At 58.0% G+C, this 21,900-nt stretch carries 19 protein-coding genes; 16 read left to right on the top strand and 3 right to left on the bottom strand.

What is annotated here, in order from left to right; all coding sequences use genetic code 11:
* Window positions 1–192 precede the first annotated feature (192 nt).
* The gene (locus tag HNO53_RS12245) at window positions 193–3,846 is read left to right on the top strand and encodes a retention module-containing protein (RefSeq protein WP_209472427.1); all 3,654 of its coding nucleotides are present in this window, start codon (window positions 193–195) and stop codon (window positions 3,844–3,846) included.
* A gap of 89 nt (window positions 3,847–3,935) precedes the next feature.
* The gene (locus HNO53_RS12240; protein ID WP_209472425.1) at window positions 3,936–4,262 is read left to right on the top strand and encodes a tryptophan synthase subunit beta like protein; all 327 of its coding nucleotides are present in this window, start codon (window positions 3,936–3,938) and stop codon (window positions 4,260–4,262) included.
* Window positions 4,263–4,324: 62 nt separating this feature from the next.
* Here the strand turns inward: HNO53_RS12240 and HNO53_RS12235 are convergent, their stop codons facing one another.
* The 3 genes from HNO53_RS12235 to HNO53_RS12225 all read right to left on the bottom strand — a co-directional run bounded on the left by HNO53_RS12235 (window position 4,325) and on the right by HNO53_RS12225 (window position 9,246).
* A complete protein-coding gene (locus HNO53_RS12235) occupies window positions 4,325–6,262 on the bottom strand; it encodes an EAL domain-containing protein (protein WP_209472423.1) in 1,938 nt (645 codons plus the stop codon).
* 76 nt (window positions 6,263–6,338) lie between these two features.
* Window positions 6,339–7,046: a transglutaminase-like cysteine peptidase gene (locus tag HNO53_RS12230; protein WP_209472421.1), complete on the bottom strand. Its 708-nt coding sequence runs from the start codon at window positions 7,044–7,046 to the stop codon at window positions 6,339–6,341.
* A gap of 139 nt (window positions 7,047–7,185) precedes the next feature.
* Window positions 7,186–9,246: an ATP-binding protein gene (locus tag HNO53_RS12225; protein WP_209472419.1), complete on the bottom strand. Its 2,061-nt coding sequence runs from the start codon at window positions 9,244–9,246 to the stop codon at window positions 7,186–7,188.
* 101 nt (window positions 9,247–9,347) lie between these two features.
* Between HNO53_RS12225 and HNO53_RS12220 the strand changes: the two genes are divergently transcribed.
* The 14 genes from HNO53_RS12220 to HNO53_RS12150 all read left to right on the top strand — a co-directional run bounded on the left by HNO53_RS12220 (window position 9,348) and on the right by HNO53_RS12150 (window position 21,830).
* Complete coding sequence (locus HNO53_RS12220; RefSeq protein ID WP_209472417.1) at window positions 9,348–9,716, top strand: truncated hemoglobin; 369 nt, start codon at window positions 9,348–9,350, stop codon at window positions 9,714–9,716.
* Between the two features lie 202 nt (window positions 9,717–9,918).
* On the top strand, window positions 9,919–10,359 hold the full coding sequence (locus tag HNO53_RS12215; protein ID WP_209472415.1) for a DUF1801 domain-containing protein: 441 nt from the start codon (window positions 9,919–9,921) through the stop codon (window positions 10,357–10,359).
* A 41-nt stretch (window positions 10,360–10,400) separates the two neighbouring features.
* On the top strand, window positions 10,401–11,099 hold the full coding sequence (locus tag HNO53_RS12210) for a DUF4336 domain-containing protein (protein WP_209472413.1): 699 nt from the start codon (window positions 10,401–10,403) through the stop codon (window positions 11,097–11,099).
* 123 nt (window positions 11,100–11,222) lie between these two features.
* Entirely contained in the window at window positions 11,223–11,696 is a 474-nt protein-coding gene (locus HNO53_RS12205; protein ID WP_209472411.1) for a GFA family protein, read from the top strand.
* A gap of 114 nt (window positions 11,697–11,810) precedes the next feature.
* Window positions 11,811–12,323 (top strand): DinB family protein, encoded by a 513-nt coding sequence (locus HNO53_RS12200; RefSeq protein WP_209472409.1) that lies wholly within the window; start codon window positions 11,811–11,813, stop codon window positions 12,321–12,323.
* Between the two features lie 320 nt (window positions 12,324–12,643).
* The gene (locus tag HNO53_RS12195; protein ID WP_209472407.1) at window positions 12,644–13,441 is read left to right on the top strand and encodes a methyltransferase domain-containing protein; all 798 of its coding nucleotides are present in this window, start codon (window positions 12,644–12,646) and stop codon (window positions 13,439–13,441) included.
* Between the two features lie 272 nt (window positions 13,442–13,713).
* Window positions 13,714–15,912, top strand: coding sequence for a catalase/peroxidase HPI (gene katG / locus HNO53_RS12190; RefSeq protein ID WP_209472405.1), 2,199 nt, complete (start codon window positions 13,714–13,716; stop codon window positions 15,910–15,912).
* Between the two features lie 370 nt (window positions 15,913–16,282).
* On the top strand, window positions 16,283–16,894 hold the full coding sequence (locus tag HNO53_RS21495; protein WP_242597409.1) for a DUF1294 domain-containing protein: 612 nt from the start codon (window positions 16,283–16,285) through the stop codon (window positions 16,892–16,894).
* 246 nt (window positions 16,895–17,140) lie between these two features.
* Window positions 17,141–17,476: an Imm8 family immunity protein gene (locus tag HNO53_RS21675; protein WP_209472403.1), complete on the top strand. Its 336-nt coding sequence runs from the start codon at window positions 17,141–17,143 to the stop codon at window positions 17,474–17,476.
* Between the two features lie 110 nt (window positions 17,477–17,586).
* Window positions 17,587–18,021 carry a hypothetical protein gene (locus tag HNO53_RS12170; protein WP_209472401.1) on the top strand — a complete coding sequence of 145 codons (435 nt, stop codon included), beginning with the start codon at window positions 17,587–17,589 and terminating at the stop codon, window positions 18,019–18,021.
* A 13-nt stretch (window positions 18,022–18,034) separates the two neighbouring features.
* Window positions 18,035–18,400, top strand: a complete 366-nt coding sequence (locus tag HNO53_RS12165) for a hypothetical protein (protein ID WP_209472399.1) — start codon at window positions 18,035–18,037, stop codon at window positions 18,398–18,400.
* A gap of 103 nt (window positions 18,401–18,503) precedes the next feature.
* Window positions 18,504–19,457, top strand: a complete 954-nt coding sequence (gapS4a, locus tag HNO53_RS12160; RefSeq protein ID WP_209472397.1) for a GapS4a family protein — start codon at window positions 18,504–18,506, stop codon at window positions 19,455–19,457.
* Complete coding sequence (gapS4b, locus tag HNO53_RS12155; RefSeq protein ID WP_209472395.1) at window positions 19,447–20,565, top strand: GapS4b family protein; 1,119 nt, start codon at window positions 19,447–19,449, stop codon at window positions 20,563–20,565. Before gapS4a ends, gapS4b begins: the two co-directional genes overlap by 11 nt.
* 83 nt (window positions 20,566–20,648) lie before the next feature.
* The gene (locus HNO53_RS12150) at window positions 20,649–21,830 is read left to right on the top strand and encodes a phospholipase D family protein (protein WP_209472393.1); all 1,182 of its coding nucleotides are present in this window, start codon (window positions 20,649–20,651) and stop codon (window positions 21,828–21,830) included.
* The last annotated feature ends 70 nt before the right edge of the window (window positions 21,831–21,900 follow it).

The following is a 21,900-nucleotide window of genomic DNA, read 5'->3' as shown; positions in this document are numbered from 1 at the left end:
GCTTTTTTTATTGATAATCACTCACATTGCCTCTTGATTGGACTCAACTCTTTTCTCCACCCTGTACTACGGTCCAATATCGCGCTGTAAGCCTTGGCTCATACTTCACCTTAAGCACGCCCCTCCAGGCACGGACCGTTTGGCCGTGGCGAGCCTCGTAAAAAGTTCTTCCACTTTGCGGGGTAACTTCTCATGTCTATTGCAACTGTTCTGTCTATCTCCGGTCAGGCCTGGGCTCGTGATGCCTCGGGCAACCTGCGTGAACTCCGCGTCGGAGACGCACTGCAGGAAGGAGAAACCGTCATCACATCCAATGGAGGGGATGTGCAGCTAGACTTTGGCGACAACCTCGATCCCACCGTGATACAGGGTGGCGAGCAGGTGGTCATGACCCAGGAGTTGGGTGCCGACCAGCCGGTCGATGCGAGCGACTTCGCGGCCCTCGACGAGGATCTTCAAGCGCTGCTGACAGCGCTGGATGACGAGTCGATTGACCTGCTTGACGTGCTCGATGCCACCGCTGCAGGAGCCGGCCCCGGTGGTGGGGCCGATGGTGGGCATAGCTTCGTGCGTCTGGCCCGCATTGCCGAATACGTCGATCCCCTGGCGTTTAACTTCGGGCTGAACGACTTGGGTGGCCCGCCGGAAGAGCAGGGCGGGGCTTTCCTATTGACGGAAGCCGAGGAAGTGGAGGAGCCGCAAGAACCGCAAGAACCTGTCGACATCCCGCCGACTGCGGGAAGATTCGACGCCACGCTGCTCGATATAGAGACATTGAATGAGCCTGGCTCGGTAGCCAGTGGCGTGCTTCCCTTTACCTTCGGTTCCGGTAGTGGTGGCAGCGTGTCTTTCGCCGCCATGGATGGAGCCACACAGCAGGTGGGCGGTGAGACGCTCGCATTCAGCTGGAATGCTGGCACCAATACGCTGCAGGCGGCTTCCGAAGCCCGTGGCGTCGCGATCTTCAGCATTCAGATCAATCCCTCTACCGGCGCCTTTACCGTTACACAGGTGAACAGCCTGCTGCATGCGGAGGGGATGGGCGAAGCGCTTGCCGGTCTGGTCTATACCGTATCGAGCAGTAGCGGCAGCGCTAATGGTACGCTCCAGCTTACCATTGTCGATGATAATCCTCTGGCATCGGACGACACCGCCAATACCGGTGAAGACACTCCCATCACCGTCAACGTGATGGGCAACGACACCGCCGGTGCCGATGGCGCCACGCTGACCGCGGCGAGCCTGCGCAACCCGAGCCATGGCACGCTGAGCTTCGCGGCCAACGGCCAAGTCACCTTCACCCCGGCGCCTGGCTTCGAAGGCGATGCGGTGATCGACTACACCATCACCGACGCCGATGGCGACATCGCCAGCGCCACTCTGACCGTGACCGTCGCTCCCGACTCCGAGCCCACCATTGCCGTCAACGCCGATAGCGACAGTGTTGCCGAGGCCGGCCTGCCGGGCGGCAGTGCGGCGGGCGATGACTCCCACGTCACCAGCGGTACCTTCGTCATCGACACCGGCAATGACGGCCTAGCGAGCCTGGTAATCAACGGCGTCAACGTCACCGCCGGCGGCACCATCACCGGCAGCCACGGCAGCCTGGTGGTCACGCCGGGGGCGGGCGGCAGCTACAGCTGGACCTACACCCTGAGTGGGCCGACCAGCGGCGACGCCACCGGCGACAGCTTCTCCCTGGTCGTCACCGACAGCGACGGCAGCACCGCCAGCGACAGCCTGACCGTCAGCATCGTCGACGACGTGCCGCAGGCCAGCAACGACCCGGGTGGCACCGTCACGGAAGATGCCGCCCAGAACGTGCTCAGCGGCAACGTGCTCAGCAACGACAGCTTTGGCGCCGATGGTTCCGCTGGGAGTAGCGCGGGCATGACCTGGAACGCCAGCGCGGCACAGTTGACCGACATCGGCCAATACGGAACGCTGGTACTGAATTCCGACGGAAGCTGGAGCTTCACCCTCGATAACAGCCTGGCCGCCGTGCAGGCTTTGAACGCCGATGACCTGCTGAACTTCGAACTTGGCTATACCATCACCGATGCCGATGGCGACACATCCAGCGCCACCCTGAGCCTCTCCCTCCAGGGCGCGGACGACAGTGCCCAGGTGATCGTCAATGCCAGCGGCGCCGACAGCACCGTCCACGAAGCTGGCCTGACCTCCGTGGCCAACACGAGCGAGACAGCGACGGGCAGCTTCCAGGTCTCGGCTAGTGATGGCATCGCCAGCGTCACTGTGGGTGGACAGAGCTTCACTCTGGCCCAATTGCAAGGCTTTACTGCCTCGTCGCCCTCTGGCGCCATCGTAACCAGCATGGGTACGCTTCTCCTGACTGGCTTCAGCGGTACGGCCATAGCAGGCACCGTCAGCTACACCTACACCCTGAGTGAGGCCCAGGTGCATGGGGCTACGGGGAGCAGCACCGATGGCTCTCTGACCGACAGCGTGGCGCTGAGCGTAAGCGGCGTGGGTGGCAGCACAGCAGAAGCAACGCTGACCGTGGACGTCATCGACGACACACCCAGCCTGACCAGCCTCAACCTGGCTATCGGGAACGTAGCCGGAGCGTACGATGGTGTCTATGAATTCGACGTGGGGGCTGATAGCCAAGGCTTCCTCGACAGCTTCGGTGAAAGTTCACTGATCTGGTCGGGAATGCCGGCAGGCTACGAGCTGATCGTTACCGGTACATCCTTGACCTCGATTACCTACACTGCGCAATCGGGTTCCTTTGAGTTCTTCCATCTCACATTGAACGCCGACGGTACCTACAGCTTCGAGCTGGTATCTCCCGCTCCTGTCGTCGAGACGGAAATAGAGAGTTTGTTGAGCGCCTTCGATCCAGATGGCTTCTACAAGGAAGGGGGCAAGGACGCCTACCTGTTCTCAGCGGATGTCTTCGATGGGAAGTTTGAACTCGCCGTCGAGGCATTCAGTAACGGTGGTCGAGCGAATGTCAGCCTGTCGTCAACGGACTTGGGCGTGCATTCTAACGTGGTGCAGGGCAACAAGAATGACATGCTGAGGTTTGATGTCCGGCCCGTGGGCGATGCGGGAGTGATCGGTATTTCCTCCTTCGTCTTCAGTGTATCCGGCACGGGAGGGACCAAGGCGGGTGACCAGGCCAAGCTGACCGTCTATGACGAGGATGGGTCGTCGCGAGTCTATACGGCCACACTGGCGACCGCCGATGGGGAGTTCGTCTTCAATATCGACCCGACCCTCAATGTCGACTATATGGAACTGCGTCCGGCTGGTAATAACAGCTTCAAGATCGATGGAATCTCGACCAGCTACGTGACCCAGATCTACCCGGACGATTACCAACTCGACTTTGAGCTGACCGGCTCGGATGCAGACGGGGATCTGGCGACCGCAGCGTTCACGGTTTCCGTCAAGACCACCGAAGACGGTACTTATGAGATCACCGGCACTGATAGCGACGACGTGGTACACGGTACCGAAGGCGATGACATCCTCATCGGCGGCGATGGCGACGATGTCTTCCAGTGGAGCCTGGGCGACCAAGGCGGGGAGAGCACACCGGCCGTCGATACCATCAAGGACTTCGGTGTCGGCGAGGACGTGCTGGACCTGGCGGACCTGTTGCAGAGTGAAAGTGTCGAAACCATCGACAGCTTCATCGTCGCGGCACAGCAGGGCTCGGATACCGTGCTTTATATCAACCACGAAGGCGGTATCAATGTGGACGGCAGCAACGCCACCCAGGTGATCGTGCTCGAGAACTACAACATGGGAGAAGTCAGCTCGGCGGACTTCCTTCAGGAAATGCTGGAGAGCGGGCAACTGCAAATCGACCAGTAACGTACCGCTGAGCTAGACACTGCGCCCTGCCTGGAGACACCGGGCAGGGCGTTTGTTACTCTACGTAAGGACCATTCAAGGGCAGAGCCATGTACATCAAGCGCAACGAATCGGGCCAGGTCGTGCAAGTTAGCCGTGAGGCAACGGCAGAGTGCCGTGAATTCGTGCCGCCGTGTTCACCCGAGCTTCAGAGCTTCGTCGCGGAGGATGACGCCGAGAACCTGGCGCTATCCAAATCCGACCTGGCTTTCGTGCGGGTACTCGAGGACGTGATCAACGTGCTGATGGACAAGGGCGTGATCAGTTTTACCGATTTACCCGAGCCCGCCCAGCAGAAGCTGATGGAGCGCCAGTCGCTGCGCAAGCGCAGAAACAGCGTAGGGCTGATGTCGGATGGCGACGACGGCGTTATCTGATACGTTGTCGTTTGAAATGACAGATCGAAACGAGAAGGCCGGCGATTGCCGGCCTTGCTGTCTCATGTATGCCGCCATGGGCCGTTTCCGCCGCTGCCTTCCCGATGGCGAATCCCCGGCCCCGTCACGCCGTCCAGCCCCAGCTCGAAGAGCGCTTTTGCCGCTGCCTGGCTTTCCACACCTTCCGCAATGGCAATGATACCGAGCGAGTGGGCCAGCGTGGCCATGCCGCGCAGCAGGCTCTGCTGATCGCTGCGGCTCTCGATCTCCTGGCTCAGCGCGCCGTCGATCTTCATGAAGCTCAAGCCAAGATCCTGTAGCCCCTCGATCTTGCCGAACTGCGTGCCGACGTGTTCCAGGCCGACCCGGCAGCCCAGCCCAAGCAGAGCATGGCAGAGCGTCTTCAGCGCCTGGGGCTGTTGCATGGCAACGGACTGTGGCAGCTCGAACCATAGCCTGTCGGCAATGCCATGGTGAGCACTGACGCGAGAGAGCAGCTCACCGACGAAGTGCCCATCATTGAGCGATTCGGCGGAAAGGTTGATTGCCACCGCCTTATCGCTGGACTCGACGTCGGCGATCGCCGCAGAGACCACGGCGAGGTCGAGTGTCGGCGCCATCGCCAGACGGGATACCCAAGGCAGGAAGACTCCCGCCGGACGCCATTCGCCTTTCAGGCGCAGTCGTGACGGCACCTCATGGTGAATCAACTGACCCTGCGCATCGAGCACGGGATAGTGTGCCAGGAGGACGCCTTGGCGGAGGGCATCGCCAAGGGCCTGGCGCCATTCGTCATGACGTGTAAAGAGCACGTTGCTGGCGGGCTGGTCGACGATTTCCTGACCATTTTCACCGCGTGCTTCCGCCGATGCCAAGGCGCCATCGAGGCTGGCCAAAAGTTCGGCCTGACGTTCACCCTGGCTGTACTGACGCAGAGCGGAGGGTAGGGAGGGACTGATCTCCTGCTCGCCGTTCAGGGCTTCGAGCTGTTGCTTGAGAGCTTCGCCAATCGCTTCGAGATCGTGATGACGCGGCAGGATCACACCGAAATCGCTGCCGTTGAGGCGGCCAACCGTGCCATGGCCATGAGCCCTGGCGATCTGCTCGAGACGCCGTGCCAGCCGTGCCAGCAGGGCATCGGTTGCCGCATGCCCTAGCTGCTGGTTGAGTTCGGCCAGGCGCGCGACCCGCACCAGGGCCAGGGTGCCGCTGGCATCGTCCTTCTCGCTCTTGAGATGCGCCTGCAACTGGTCGAGGAACGGCGCCCGGGTAAGAGTATCGGTAACCGGGTCGTGCTGCATGCGCCGCCGCAGCTGGTCGAGCTTGTCACTCTCTTGGCCTAGCATCTGGCGGACCGCCAGCGAGAGCTGGTTCATGGCCTGGACGACTTCGCGCAGCTCCCGGGTGCGCGGCTCGCTGGCCGTAGTGAAGCGGCGTTGGCCGATGGCCTGCGCTTGGCTCACAACATTGCGCAGCGGGCGGCGTATGGTACTCACGATCCAGTTCGCCAGCAGCAGGCTGGCGACACCGGCAAGCGCGAACCAGCCGGCCAGCTCCAGGGTGCTGCGCCATAGAGAGCGGTAGGCAAAGCTGTGCTGGCTTTCCAGTTCCAGGGTGCCGTACTGCTGCCAGCCGTCCTGCACCACCGCATGGCCTGCGGGCACGTCGAAACGTACCAAGTTGACGAACCAGTCCGGAACGTCATCGATATACTCGCCGGCAGTGCGCTGCTCGATGATATCGCCTGCGGCATCGCGTAGTTCGATGTGACGGTAATGCCCGGTATCGAACTGAGCGGCCAGCAATAGCTCCAGAATGACCGGATCCTTCTCCATCTGGCTCATCGACAAGGCCAGTGCATTGGCGTTGTCGTTGTTCTTGATCTCGATTTCCTGCTCGATGTAATGACGGCTGCTCGACACGCCGATGAGCAGGCTGCCGACGAAGGCCAGCAGCAGCAGGGTCGCTATGGTCAGCCAGAGCTGCTTGATCAATGACATGTCTTCGTTTCCCCCGGAAATGAACGCCCTGATTCGTGCCGCTTTATCTGTCGCTTCTTGTCGTGTGGCTTCGTCATCAGATGAATCCTTGCTGCTGCATGCGTTCGATCACGCTGCGCCAGCGTGACAGCCGTGCCACCGGATCGGCCCGCGACTGGCTGGAGCCGCCGGCCCACAGGCCCTCGCTGTTGAAGCTGAACACGGGGTCGAGATCGGTACGTTGGGTGGCAGGCGTGATGGAAGGCACGAGATTGTCGAGGATCAACGGCACTGCCGTAGGTACCTCGTAATAGCCCAGCACCATATGGGCTTGCACGATCTGGCTGCGGCCGATACGGGCACGAACGTAGATCATGCGCAGTCGGGAGCCGGGCACGCCGAGTTCCTTGAGCGTCACGTACTTGGCGATCGAGTAGTCCTCGCAGTCGCCCTGGCGCTTGCCCATGGTTTCCAGCGGTGTGGCCCAGAAATCCTCGGCGCCCCAGATCTGGGTATCCTCGAGCCAGCGCACGCGGCGATTGAAGAAATCGTTGACCTCACGCAGCTGTGTGTCGAGGTCGGCAGTCTGTAGCCGGTCGAGCAGTGAGAACCACTCTTCGAGAATGGCGAGACCCGAACTGCCGTAGAGACGCTGCATGCTGTCGCGCAGGCGTGTGCGGTTGACTCGGGCCTCGAGCGCCGTTGGATTGAATCCCAGCCCGGCGGCCAGCAACAGCCCCCCCAGGCCAGCCAAGAATCGGCGGCGACTGGGTCTGAATGCATGTGGGGCGGGGCGATGCGTCATCAGGCGCGCCGAATCATGTTAAAGAATGTAAGTCATGGGGCGAGTATAGAGGAGTGGTATCACCAACACGATAGGTATGGTTCTTTTAGAGTACCTTTGGGAAGTGTGTCTCAGCAGGAAGTATGTGTCCCTATAGTCGTCAGGTCATCCAGTGCACCGGCACGCGAGGGTCGGGCTCGTAGGCGAAATAGCTGCCGGTGCGGATCGTTCGCGCCAAGTGCTCGCCGAGGCTCGGGTGATGCTGCGAGATGCGCTTGAGGGCGTAGCGCAGCGAGCGGGTGGCACTGGTGCGAGCGCGTTCCAGACCGTCACCGACGGTTCGGGCCCGGTCATCCAGGCCGACCCCGCGACGAAGCTCGTCGATCAGGAACTGACGGTCGGCACGCGCCAGCTCAGCACGGTGGAAGTCATTGTTCGCTTCGGCCTCGGCAATGTCCTCTTCGGTCTCGGCGAGTCGCTGTCGGTAGGCCTCACGCGCCTTCGAGTCGAACACTTCCAACCCCGCCTGACCCCGTTCGTAATGGACATCGCTTCGGGTGCCATCCGCAGAGCCGCCGACCGGGAGCGAGCCACGCTCCACGGCCACCAGATCGAGCACATGAAATTCCCGGCCGGGCTCGGTCAGAAGGCGTTCCAGGTAGTGCATGCCCTTGAGATCCTTCAGATGGACAGTGAGGCCGTCGAACGTCACCGTGCGCATGTCTCCCTCGCAACGGAAGAGGCACTGCTCGAACTCGGCCGCTTGTCGCGCCGCCATGACCGGCACGCTTTCGCGGGCCAGTTCCGCCCAGGGCAGGGCATGCAGGGTCTCGAAGGCCCGACACGCCGCGTCGAGCTCCAGCTCGGCCGTCTTCTCGTCGCCCGCCGCACGGTGCGCCGCCGCCAGTTCGATGCGCAGTTGGGCCGCCTCGAACGGCATGCGCAGCGCGACCCACTCCATGACGGCCTCGCTCAGAAGCCGTATCGCATCGGTCACCTGACCGTCGTACAACGCCAGGCGACCCTGCGCGGCGAGCGCCGAGTTCTGCAGCGTGCGGCTGCGGTACGTCCCGGCAATCTCCGCGAGGTCTGCCGCGGCGCTGCGGGCCGTGTCGCCGTCTCCGGCCGCCAGCGCAATGACCACCTGGGCATCGCGCAAGGGAGCCCGCTGCAGGCCTCCCGAAGGTGGGCGCTCCTTCGACGGCACGTCGAACGGGTGGTCGAGGGCGCCGTTGATCATGGACAGCGCTTCATCGACTCGGCCCTGGGCCAATCGCAGCAGCGCCAGGCCCGGCTGAGGCAGCCAGGCGTTCTGATGCGCCGCGAGAAACGCCTCCTCGGCACCGGCGAAATCACCCTTGCGCAGCCGCGCATTGCCGAGTTCGGTCAACGGCCAGCCGTACTCCCGCCGCATCCACGGGCGCAGCTCCTCGCAAGCCAGCAGCGCCTCCTGCTCGGCGGCGTCGCATGGCCCGCGCAAGCGCATGATCTCCGCGCGGTGCACCCGGCAGCGGCCATTGAGCCCACCGAACGCCGCCCCATGGCGCCAGCGCTCCATCGCCTCGGTCCACTCCTCGGCGCGGTCGTGCTGGCCGATCCACTGCATCGCGCAGATGACCTCGCACCACATCTGTCCCGTGGTGAGCGGGTCGAGATGGCCGGAGCTCAGCTCCACGGCGACGTCGTCCAGCGCACTCAGCCCTTCCTCCAGGTCGCCGTCATGGATGCGGACCCGCGCCATCGCCACCTGCCCGATGATCTGCGGCGGGACCAGCCCGTGCCGTTGGCCTTCGTCCATGGCCCGTTGCGCCCACTGCGCCGTGCCCGGCATGTCGCCGCACATCAGGCGCTCATAGGTGCGCACGGCGGCGAGCCATGCCCAGACGGGATTGTCCGGCGCGTCTTGTACCAGGCGTTCCGCCCGCGACAGCCAGGCGCGGACCGTGGCCATCAGGCCGGTGTCCATCATCAGGTACATGCCGACCATGACGGCGGCAAAGGCTGCCTCATGGAGGCGGTTCGCTTCCAGGTGCAGGTGGTAGAGCTCGCCATAGGCGGCCAGCGTGCCTTCCAGGTCGCCCGTGCCGTAAGCCGCCTGGGCTCGCAGCGCCAGCAGCTCGGCCGAGGGCGGCATCGCAATCTCGGCGAGCAGCTGCTGGGCCTGCTTGAAGTCGCCGGCGTCGAGGGCGGTGCGAATCGAGGAGAGGTCCGCTTCCGTCATCGGAGTTGCCTTTGTTGCGGTTGTAACAAGGATTGTTACGCCCTTTAGGTAGGTGCCCCGGCACCTACCCGAACACGAATCTCGAAAAGGAGCATTTCGCCATGAACGAAACCCTCTATGACAGACTCGGCGGTCGCGACGGTATTGACAAGCTCTGCGACCGCATCGTCGAACTCCACCTGCAGAACGAGGTCGCCGGCCCACGCTACCAAGCCCTCGATCAAGAGGCGCTGGACCGGGCCCGCACCAAGGTCAAGGAGTTCATCGCGGCAGGTTCCGGCGGGCCGGTGGAGTACACCGGCCGCTCGATGATCGAGACCCACACCGGCATGAACGTCAGCGCGGCCGAATACGTGGCCGTGATGGACGACATCATGCAGGCCATGAACGAGATGGAGTATCCGCGCCCCGTCTGCGACGAAGTGCTGGGCATCGCCTATTCGCTCAAGGGGGAGATCATCCACCGGTGAGCGCAGCCTTGCCATACCCTCCGAAAGCCGGTATCGACCAGCTGGCGATGGTCGATACCGGCTTCGTATCATCGAGTGGCCAAGTCTTCGCCTAACCTGTAGCTGGTATGCTTGGTGACAGTGAGTAGGGCGGCGCCAGTGGATGCGGCTCGTCAGCGATACGCCGACTGTCTGGCCTCGCCCTGAACGGGAGGGATGCAGGATGACACGCGACAAGGCCAAGCCAGCGGCAGAAGCGAAGCCGAAGCTGCTGTCGGGAGGCAACCCGCAGATCCCCAAGGCCGACGGCGACGCTCCGGTACAGGCCTACATCGCCGCCATGCCGGAGTGGAAGCAGGACGTCGGGCGCCGGCTCGACGAGCTCATCGTGCGTACGGTTCCCGAAGTGCGCAAGGCGGTGAGATGGAACTCGCCCTTCTACGGGATCGAGGGCGAGGGATGGTTCCTTACGTTCCACTGCTTCACCAAGTACATCAAGGTGGCGTTTCTCAACGGCGCATCGCTGGAGCCACCGCCGCCTGTCACCTCCAAGGATCCCAATACGCGCTACCTCCACATCCACCAGGATGAGCCGATCGACGAAGCCCAGTTGGAAGAGTGGCTTCGCCAGGCATCCAGGCTGCCTGGGGAGCGGATGTTCTAGCGAGCGAAGACAAGGCGTCGAAAACGTTTGAGGAGAGAGGCGTGAACGGAGTCATGCAGCTTGCGGAAAACGTATGGATCGTGGAAGGCCCCGTTGTGCGCTGGTTCAGCATGCCATTCCCGACGCGCATGACCGTCGTGCGGCTGCCTGGCGATGATCTCTTCATTCACTCGCCGATCGACTTGACCCCAAGAGTCGCCCAGGTCGTGGAATCCTTGGGACAGCCGAGGTACCTGGTATCGCCCAACACCCTTCACCACCTGTACTGGGCTCAATGGCAGGCCGCCTACACGAATACCCTGAGTTTCGCGCCACCCGGCCTTAGCCGAAAGCGGCAGGATCTGGCCTTTCACAAGGAACTGGAAGATCGTCCGGAGCCATTCTGGGCCGACGCAATCGACCAGCTCATCTTCCAGGGCAGCCGACTGTTCGATGAAGTCGTATTCTTCCATCGACCCTCCCGGACCCTCATCTTCGGCGACCTGGTGGAGAACTTCGATCCGAACTCCCTTTCACGCTTCCATCGGAAACTGGCCCGGCTGGGGCGAGTGCTGGCTCCCCATGGGCAAACCCCGCTCGACTATCGCCAATCGTTTCGGCTGCACCATCGCCAGGCCCGTCAATGCCTGCAGCGAATGCTCGAATGGGAACCTACCAATGTCATCATGTGCCATGGCATACCGGTACAGGAGGAGGCGGAAGCGTTCCTGGAAAATGCGTTTGGCTGGCTGAGGAAATAAAGAGAAGTGCGAGAAAAGGCAGTACTGACAGCAAAGCCTCGGGGTGTGGCGCGCTTTGCCAAGAGACGAAGCGCAGGGCAAGCTGACCCACATTCATCTTCACGCAACGCAGAGAAAACGAGAATGAACCAGGACCTGCTCCCCCTCGAAGGTGGATGCCGCTGCGGCGGTGTCCGGATCCGTGTGACAGCGCCACCCTTGCTGACCGCGGCCTGCCACTGCAGCGGATGCCAGCGCATGAGTTCCAGCGCCTTCTCGCTGAGTGCCATCTTTCCCAGCGATGCCTTCAGCGTCACGCAGGGGGAGCCGGTCATCGGCGGCCTGCACGACAAGGAGTTGGCACATTTCTTTTGCCCCCACTGCATGAGCTGGATGTTCACCCGGCCGGCCGCCATCGAGGCCATCGTCAACGTGCGCCCGACGATGTTCGACAATGCCGCCTGGTTCGTGCCGTTCATCGAGACCTACACGAGCGAGAAACTGCCGTGGGCCACCACACCGGCGATGCATCGCTTCGAGCAGTTCCCTCCCTTTGAACTGTACGAAAGCCTGACCCAGGAATACGCAGCGTACACCAGTGAGATCGACAGTCGATGAAATGCCTCGTCATCACAGGGAATCCGCCGCCGCTCATGTCGAGCGTTAACCATCAGACACGGAGAGTGGTGGTGATCTGCTCCCGCACAATGCCAAGCCTTAGGAGGTGTCGACATGCATGCGCAACAAGCAAGAGATCTAGCCAGCTACAACCGGTGGATGAACGAGCGTCTCTACGCCGTGTGCGCCGAGCTTTCGGAGGCCGAGCGGCAGAAAGATCGTGGAGTCTTCTTCAAGTCCATCCATGGCACCCTGAACCACCTGCTGCTGGCAGACAAGATCTGGCTGGCGCGATTCACCGGGAAGAGATTTCACGTCAGCGGCCTGGACCAAGAGCTTCACCCGGCATTCGATGCGCTGAGAGATGACCGGAAAGCCACCGATGAAGAGATCGTGCAGTGGGCTGATTCGCTCACGGAAGACAAGCTTTCAGGCACGCTAGAATATACGAGTATCAGCAATCCCGAGCCTCGCTCCTTCGATATGTGGTTCGCGGTCACGCACTTCTTCAACCATCAGACCCATCATCGGGGCCAGCTGACGGCGTTGCTGAGCCAATGCGGCAAGGACTATGGCGTGACGGATTTGATCGCGCTACCGCAGGCGGTACTGCGCAATGCAACCTGACCTGGAGACTCTACCAGATCACCCGTAACGCACTGGTGGATCACTACCGGGCGCACAAGCCGCTCGAACCGCTGCCGGCGGAACTGGCGGAATGGCCGGAAGCAGATAAGCGAGCGGAAGCGGAGCGGGCGCTGTGCCTGCGCCCGCTCATGGTCTGCCGGCTCGCAGCCCAGCCTACTTCAAGTGAATAGGCGAGCATGTGGTCTACAATATTCGTAGCGGCAAAACCTGGCTATCAAAGCGAGTTCGAGTCCAAATCGCTTAACTCTCAGCGCGCGACGGACGGGTAATGGCGGTTTGGCTGCGCAGGAGGCTTTTGCATGAGCCAACTACATCAGCAGCAGCTGGAAAAGGTGGCAGCAGAGTATGAGAGCCTTCTTGCTCCAGCCTTGTTTGCGGAATGGCCGCATCGGTTAGCAAATGCCGCGGATATTGGCGATGGGCAAGATGTCCTGGACGTTGCGTGTGGTACCGGCGTACTGACACGAGTCCTCGTCGAGCGAGTTGGGTCAAACGGGTCAGTTTCGGGAGTTGATATCAATCCCGGCATGCTGGCCGTAGCACGGCGAATCTCACCCGAAGTTTTATGGCGTGAAGCAGACGCAGAAGCCTTGCCTTATGAAGACGAGAGCTTTGATGCCGTACTCTGCCAGTTCGGACTGATGCTCTTCCGCGCGCCAGAGGCGGCACTACGGGAAATGAAGCGTGTTCTAAAGCCAGGGGGCAACTTAGCGGTGGCGGTTTTCGGCTCGCTGGAAGACCTGCCCGCCTATGCTGCCCTCGCCGAGGTGTACGAGCGCTTGGTCAGCAAGTCAGTAGGCGACGCGCTTCGCATGCCATTCTCGATGGGTGACCCGGACAGGCTTGCGTCCCTGTTCGCCAGTGCTGGCATCAGTTCCCCGAAAATTGCCACACACAAGGGACGAGCCCGCTTCACTAGCGTTGAGCACATGGTATTGGCAGACGTGAAGGGGTGGTTTCCGTTTGCTGGAATCCGGCTTGATCAGGACACCATCGACGCCGTAACCCAGGAGGCGGAAGTAGCGCTGAAGCCGTTTAGTCGCTCCAGCGGTGCCGTAGAGTTTCCGGTGCCCGTATATATCGTAACGAATCCGTGATCATGGGCCTTGCGACGCCTTCGTAACGGGGGAGCGACGCTGCATCCGACTGCCAGGCTGTCGCAAACGCCGTCCAGCCCGTTAGCTGACTTGGGTATCTTCACTCATAGCCTGACCCTATCGAGCCGAAAGCCCTCAACCGCCTTGACGGTTTCGCTTCCGAATCCTTGACTGATAACTGACGGCTTACGGGACGCTCATGCCTACGGCTTCGGGCCGCAAGGCGTTTACAACAATGACCCCTAGGCCACCATCCAGTCGAGGAGAAGACCGTGTCCGATCAGAAGCCTACACGCCGGGAATACGGGGCGCGCACCACATCCCGCCTGCAGGGCAACGAGCACTGGTGGCCCGACCAGCTCAACCTCAACATCCTGCACCAGAAACACCCCGACGCCAGCCCGTTCGGGGCCGACTTCAGCTATGCCGAGGCATTCTCGCAGCTCGACGTCGACGAACTCTGCGCCGATCTCGATGCCTTGATGACCGATTCCCAGGAGTGGTGGCCCGCCGACTGGGGCCACTACGGCCCGTTCTTCATTCGCATGTCGTGGCACGCAGCCGGCACCTATCGTGCGGTGGACGGTCGTGGCGGCGGCGGTACCGGCGCCCAGCGCTTCGCCCCGCTCAACAGCTGGCCCGACAACGGCAACCTGGACAAGGCGCGCCGCCTGCTATGGCCGATCAAGCAGAAGTACGGCGAGAAGATCTCCTGGGCCGACCTGCTGGTGCTCGCCGGCAACCGCGCGCTGGAGACCATGGGCTTTCGCACCTTCGGCTTCGGCTACGGGCGTGCCGACATCTGGGCGCCGGAAGACGACATCTACTGGGGCCCCGAGACCGAGTGGCTGGCCACCAAGGACGAACGCTACACCGGCAGCTGGGAAGACGGCAGCCGCGTGCTCGACAACCCCCTCGCCGCGGTACAGATGGGCCTCATCTACGTCAACCCGGAAGGCCCCAACGGCGTGCCGGACGCCATGAAGTCCGCCCAGGACGTACGCGAGACCTTCGCCCGCATGGGCATGAACGACCGTGAGACTGTCGCGCTGACGGTGGGCGGCCACACCTTCGGCAAGATGCACGGCAACGGCTCGCCGGATGCCGTGGGCGAAGCGCCCGAAGGCGCCAAGATCCACCAGCAGGGCTTCGGCTGGGCCAACACCCACGAGACCGGCCTCGGCGAGTACACCGTGACCTCCGGCCTCGAAGGCGCCTGGACCCCGACGCCGACCAAGTGGGACAACGCCTACCTCAACACCATCTTCGCCCATCAGTGGGAGGTGAAGAAATCGCCCGCCGGCGCCAACCAGTGGGAGCCGGTAGAGGTCAAGGAGGGCTACTGGGTGCCCGACGCCCATGTGGAAGGCAAGAAGAACCCGCCGGTGATGAACACCGCCGACATGGGGATGATCACCGACCCCATCTACCTCGAGATCGCCAAGGAATTCCACCAGAACCCCGAGAAGCTCGCCGACGAGTTCGCCCGCGCCTGGTACAAGCTGCTGCATCGCGACATGGGCCCGCGCGCTCGCTACCTCGGCCCGCAGGTGCCCGACGAGGTGCTCGTGTGGCAGGACCCGGTGCCCGAGCACCAGGGGCCGCTGGTCAACGACCAGCAGATCGCTACCCTCAAGCAGCAGATCGCCGACTCCGGCCTCAGCGCCAAGCAGCTGGTGAGCACCGCCTGGGCCTCGGCCTGCACCTACCGCCAGACCGACCACCGCGGCGGTGCCAACGGCGCGCGCATCTGTCTCGACCCGCAAACCGGCTGGGACATCAACCAGCGCTCCGGCGTGTACGACGTGATCGACAAGCTCAAGCAGATCAAGGACGCCTCGGACGCCAATATCTCGCTGGCGGACATGATCGTGCTGGGCGGCAGCGTCGGGGTCGAGATGGCGGCCAAGGCGGCCGGGCACAACGTCACCGTGCCGTTCACCCCGGGCCGCACCGACGCCACCCAGGAGATAACCGAGGTGGATACCATCGCCCACCTGGAGCCGAGGCACGACGCCTTCCGCAACTACATGCAGCCCCAGGTGACCTCCATCCCGGCTGAGCACTTGATGGTGGACCGTGCCTTCATGCTCAACCTCAGCGTACCGCAGATGGCCGCGCTGCTCGGCGGCATGCGCTCCATCGGCGTCAACGTGGGTGACAACGACGACGGCATCCTCACCGACCGCCCCGGCCAGCTGACCAACGACTTCTTCGTCAACCTCATCGACATGGGCACCGTGTGGGAGCCCCTCGAAGACAGCGAAGAGCGCTTCGAAGGCCGCCACCGCAAGACGGGCGAGAAGAAGTGGACCGCCACTCGCGTCGACCTCGTGTACGGCTCCAACTCCCAGCTACGCGCCATCGCCGAGGAGTACGCCGCCAACGGCGGTGAGGAGCGCATGATCGACCGCTTCGTGAAAGGGTGGGTCAAGGTCATGGAGAACGACCGCTTCGACCTGCACCGCTGAACGACAGGTCCGCGGCAGTAACGCGGACCTGACTCAAAACCGAACCCAAAGATGGATACCCGTCTTTGGGTTTTTTTTGTTTCCGACTCAGATCAAGCGAACCGACTCTATCGGCGCCTCATGCTTTCGTTGGCATTGCCCTAAACGTTTCGCTTGGTTACGTTAGGTAAAAAGCCGCAGTAGACGGCTGAGTGACCAAGACGTACACAGGGACTGCCGCATTAGGATGATGCGAACATCATCCATTCTGCCAGCAGGGGCGGTAGCGTGCCCCGACTCCCCAATTTCCCCGCCTGACAAAACCATTCTTATCTGAAAATCCCAGTAACCTATTGATTAAAAATAATTCGGCCGCGTAGGAGAGAGCCCAATGCGGCAGCAAGGCAAGCTCACACAGTGGAACGACGCCAAGGGCTTCGGCTTCATCACGCCAGCCACAGGCGGCCCTCGCGTGTTCGTTCATATCAGCGCCTTTCCCCGCGGTGAAGGCCGGCCAAAAGTGAACGAGCCAATCACTTACCATCTGACCCGTGATAGCCAGAGCAGGCCCAGAGCACAGAAAGTACTTTTTCTATCACCAAACCGCTCAGCTCCTCGCAGCAAGGGGATGGCATTCGCTTGCACTGTGGTCGCAGCCTTCTCCACGCTTCTGGCGGCCTTGAGTGCTCTGGGTCACATACCGCTAAAGATTGTGGGAGCCTACATGCTGCTGAGCGCGATCACCTTCGCCATGTACGGCTTCGACAAAGCCGCAGCGGAAAGGGGCCAGTGGCGAACATCAGAAGCCACGCTGCTCTTCGCAGGCTTGATCGGTGGCTGGCCCGGCGCGCTGGTAGCGCAGCGGCTATTTCGGCACAAAACCAAGAAGCAGCCGTTTCAGGCGATATTTTGGTGTGGGGTGGTGGTGAATAGCGCGGTGCTTGGGTGGCTTCTTTACACGGGGGAGGTGGGGCACGTTTGGGCTGGTTTGGGGATAGGTTAATAGTTACCAGGGCTGTAGAGAAAAATGCATTTGGCAGCATCCTGGAGAATTAGTTAATTCGCATACAGTATATTGGCTCCGACAAAACGCGTATGCGTGCGAATTCTGCATAGGTGGCTGAGCTATACTTAGCTACATGGAAAATCAATGAGTTAGAAGAAATGAAGCTCGACAGATAATATTGTTGAACGTGCAGGTTGTTCATTCAATATCAGGACGCGCAGTCCAATCACTGTTAAAAGTTATATGGATTTAGAAATTCAAACGATCTGGAGTCCTGATCTCAGCCCGCCGTCCTCGGGGTACCCTAGTGATAGAAGCGATTTCGCTATTTTGCTTCAGGTGTCCATCGGTGAGCGAGGAAAAGCAGGTGGCGAGGTGTTCAGTTTAGATGTCGTCTCCCCCTCGCAGCTTTGTCGGTATGCCTCTGGGACAATCATCAGCCATACATTGGTACTCGACTACTTTGATTGGCAAGTAGTAGAAGATCGACTCTCCAAGTTGCTGCGTCATGCTGCCTCAGCCAAAAATTGGGAACAGGTTGTTGGAAGTTTCACGGGACTATTGGCGTACGCCGATTGAGATTTTAACCAGTAGCGCAAGCGGACCGGTTTTCCGGCGCGACTGCGCCTCCAAACCGGCCGCTTCGCATGGCGTTAGAAGTCGAGCCGCCCACCAGATTAGGAATATTAATGAGTAGTGACGTTATAGCATGGATAGGAACGATACTTACCGCAATAGGGACTGCGGTAACTCTGTGGCAGGCTGGAAAGGTTAAACGCTATAAAGATCAGGTTGCGTTTGACCTTAGAAAGATATCGATTTCAGAAGCTGGAGAGATCTTGAGAAGGGGGCAGGAGGACTGTCGAAAACTTCTCAAGTCGGGTGGTCGAGGTCAAAGTATTACCAATATATGTGATTCTGTCCAAGAACGCATAGATCAAGCGATGAACAGGTTTAATCAGAAATCGCAAGATGTGGATATTAAAGAAAAATTAAATTCAGCTAATGCGCTACTTCACGAAGTGAGGCAGGATAATAATACGACCCAAAATAGTAGCAATCTCCATGTTGTCTTCCAAGAGGCAATTCAACTGTGCAATGAGCGCCTAATGGAAATCAATTAAACGGAGTCAAGATATGAAAGAGTTGCAGTCACAAATTAATAAGCTTAAGTATCAAATGGGCCTAGTTGGTGAATCGCTCGATTCTCGTGAGCATCCTATTGCCACGCTTGTAATAGCTATGGATTGGGACGAGGGCGATCTTGATAGAGCGCACGATATATTCGAGAAGTTCGAAGGCATAATCGAGTCTGGCGAGAAGCCTAATTGGACTGAGTTTGAGCATGACTTTCACCAACAGTTCGGTATCGGGTATCAGACTCTTAAAATGGTAGTGCTTGCTTTCCATCGAAATTTCCAATGGACGCATGTTTGCGAGGTTTACGCAAAAGCAAAAGAATGCATGGAGTTTCATGAAATTACGAGGCCAAAAAACTTCTAACAAGCGCATGTTGGCGGACTGGTTTTCCGCTGCGCTCCAAACCAGCCGCAAATGCGGGCGTTACAAGTCGTAGCCCGAGTTCACCTTTATAGAAGGAAATAATATGGGAGAGCTTTCTAAGAAAATAGGCGAACACGGCGAAAGAGTTGTGCTCGAATTCTTAAAAATGATTGGGTGGGCTGCGCCTGGTGATGGTGAAACTTTGCAGTGCAACAAACCGGATAAGCATGCGAAGAAGGAAGGATCGCCTCGAACCACGCATGGCATTGATCTATTCTTCCCACATAAGAGCCAGCTGGAAGACTTTACGATTTCTAACGCAATCATTTCAGTAAAATACACATCTAAACCTTACCCCAGTCCGCCGAACAACAAATTTAAGGAACACATTACAGACCTGTCTCAGACAATCGAGTGTTTTGCAAGATCAGAGCTGCGGGACCAATCAAACCGAGAATACGAAGGTTTAGGAATAAGAAGATCGAATGATACAGGTGTTCTATTCTGGTTTAGCGGCAATCGTGATTCCGAGCAAGATGTGGTTGGAAAGGTCGCCGGCGTTATACTAGACAAGGAGCTTGATTTTAACAGCATTCAGGTAATCGACAATGCTAGAGCAGCTTTTATATACAACTCAATTATAACTGCGCGCCGTATTTACGATACATGCGAGCTTAATTTTCATTATGCGTTTAACTCGTCAAACTATACAGATCAAGGCATAGAAAAGTATGGGAAAATTCTGCCGCTGGAGTATATTACATCTCCCATAATTCCCATGAGGTTAATCGATAAGTCAAACAACAAACAAAAGTTTTGCATTTCCACCATTGAGAACTTTAGTGAGGATGCAATGAAACGATTGTTGAATTTTGCAAGCGATATTTCTCAAGATTTTTCGCAAGAGTTTATATTTATATTTACTCAGTACGATGAGCTGGAAGACAAGTCAATAGTGAACAAGTGTATTAGAAGTCTAGGCGAAAGATCCTCGCTTTTTGACGTCAAAGTCCACTGTTCTAATGGCGATTTCAGGGGACTTATAAATGAACAATAAAAGATTTCTTCTACCTTATGGTGATCCTTTAAGAGAGTTCCTAAGTCAGCCGGGAATTACCAAGGCCGATATTAAGTCAATTTTGAGGCGAAGGGGTGTTTTTTTCTCTGATGATGAGAAGGTTAATACAGTTCCGATCCTGATAAAAACCGGAATCTCCCCTTTTGAGCTTGAAGAGTTGATTGATAAAGTTAAAGGAAAAGAGGACAACCCAAAGATTCACACGCAGAGTATACCATGGGCTGGCGGCGACAAGCCTTTACTTGATGCGATCCCGGCAGAACTGAATATACAAGATCTAATTGATCAGCCTTTTTCTAACTACAAAGTATTGGGTGCGCCTAATTTTAAAGCGGTAGGTGGAAATCAAGACCATGTCGAAATGGAGTTCAAAGTTGAGCGGTATGATTTGACAAAAAGTTGGGATAAAAATACCTCTCAATTTTCTGGAAAAGTCACACTCAGGAAGGGCGACGATAACTTAGATGTAAGCATGAGTTTAAATCATACATCTCAAGAGACTAAGCTTGTTGCGGATAAGGTTTCTCGAAAAATTGTCCAGAATATGAAAAGCGAGGGCTTTGTAAGCAGCGAGGCAGACGTCCGGCGTATTAGATTTAATGACTTCAGCAACTCTAACCGTGTGGCATTTCTACAGGATTTATCTCAGAAGCAATTGAAGGAGGCTTTGTACTTTAAAGACACCAAAGATATAGGCTTTAGGCCAGATAAAAAGACGGAGTTGCCTAGTGACATATCCTGGATGGAAGACAAAATAAAAAACCTGATTCTTCAGGGAAACGATATCCATACAACATTTTTCGTGAAAGACAGAAGTTATCATAAGTTCTTGGAAGTATATCGGGTCGAGGCAGAATACTCTTTTTCTCAAGAAGAGTGCTCTGGCGATTGTAGAATCGTATTTGAATTCAGCGAATTCATTAGTCGTGAAAAAAACGACGCCGAATTACTTATTCGAGTCGCTAACATAAGCTTTAGCGATAAAATCTCCTCAGTTTCAACAAACAAAGTTAAAGAATCGCTCTTGTCACAACTGGAGGCAGCAAAATTGAAATTGCATGAGCAGTATCGTGAACCAAGTTTGTAACAAGCGCATGTTATCGGACTAGTTTTCCGCTGCGCTACAAACCAGCCGCAAATGCGGGCGTTAAACCTATTGGGGAGGTTGCGATGAGACTTGTAAGGCACGGTAATGCACTGGAGGAGCTTGTTGTCAAGCTGACGGCGGCGCACGAAAAAATTGATTTTGCTGTCGCTTGGGCTAGTTCAGGAACCGCTGCTTTTACAGAAATTTCAAATCGTCGCAAAAAGATTAACAAAGCTGTAATTGGCACCCACTTCTATCAGACCCATCCAGACGTGTTGGATGATTTTGTGGGGGATAAGCGCACGCGTTTTGTCCTACAGCCGCAAGGAGTCTTTCACCCTAAGCTTTACGTCTTTACATCGGGCGGTGAGTGGGAAATTCTCATTGGTAGCGCGAATCTTACAAGAGGTGCTTTCGATAAAAACTCCGAAGTGATGTTGCATTTCACCAACCAGGATGCCCCCGATTCTATCCTGCAGGAATCACAAGATATAATCTCTGGTTACTGGGAAGACGGTGATGAAGTCTCAAAGCAAATAGCTGATACCTATCGAAATTTGTGGAAGGCACAGCAACCATCACTTCGCCGAGTTTCCAGCAATTATGGCGAAAGTGGAGAATTTAAGGCTCCTATCCATACGTCAATTATGTCCATGTCATGGGACGATTTCTATCGTGCCGTTAAAAAAGACCCATATCACGGTTTCAGCGAGAGATGTGACCTGCTTGATCAAGTTCAGAGAGAGTTTAGAGATTCGCCAAACTATTCCGAGATGTCATTGGGAGTGCGTAAAACGATTGCAGGACTCCCGAATGACTATAACGATCATTGGGCGTGGTTCGGCAGCATGAAGGGGGCAGGTTACTTCCATCAAGCCATAAACAATAATGATCCACATATATCTGCTGCCTTGGATGAGATACCCTTAGAAGGTGGTATCACTGAGCAGCACTATCGCTCTTATATCGAGGAGTTCGTGAAGGCATTCCCACATGGGCGTGACGGCGTGGCGGTGGCAAGCCGTCTGCTGGCTCTGAAAAGGCCGGACCATTTTGTCTGTCTTGATGGAAAAAACCGATCGCAGCTATGCAAGGATTTTGGCGTCAAGAAAACTGACATGAACTACGACCGCTATTGGGACGAAGTAATTTGTCCGATTATGGATTCGGTCTGGTGGAACGCGCCAGTTCCAACCAGCAAGAGCCAACTGAAAGTATGGGCTGGCAGAGCGGCGATGCTGGACGCGTTGTTCTACCAACCATGAGGTATAAAAAATCGCTGCGAGTGACGTTTGACCCGCCGCGAACTTTTGCTGCCGCAAAAGAACGCGTGGC

Source organism: Billgrantia antri (genome assembly GCF_017868935.1).
Taxonomy (GTDB): Bacteria; Pseudomonadota; Gammaproteobacteria; order Pseudomonadales; family Halomonadaceae; genus Halomonas; species Halomonas antri.
Note: the sequence above shows the minus strand (reverse complement) of the source record. Positions and strands in the feature narration are given on the sequence as shown.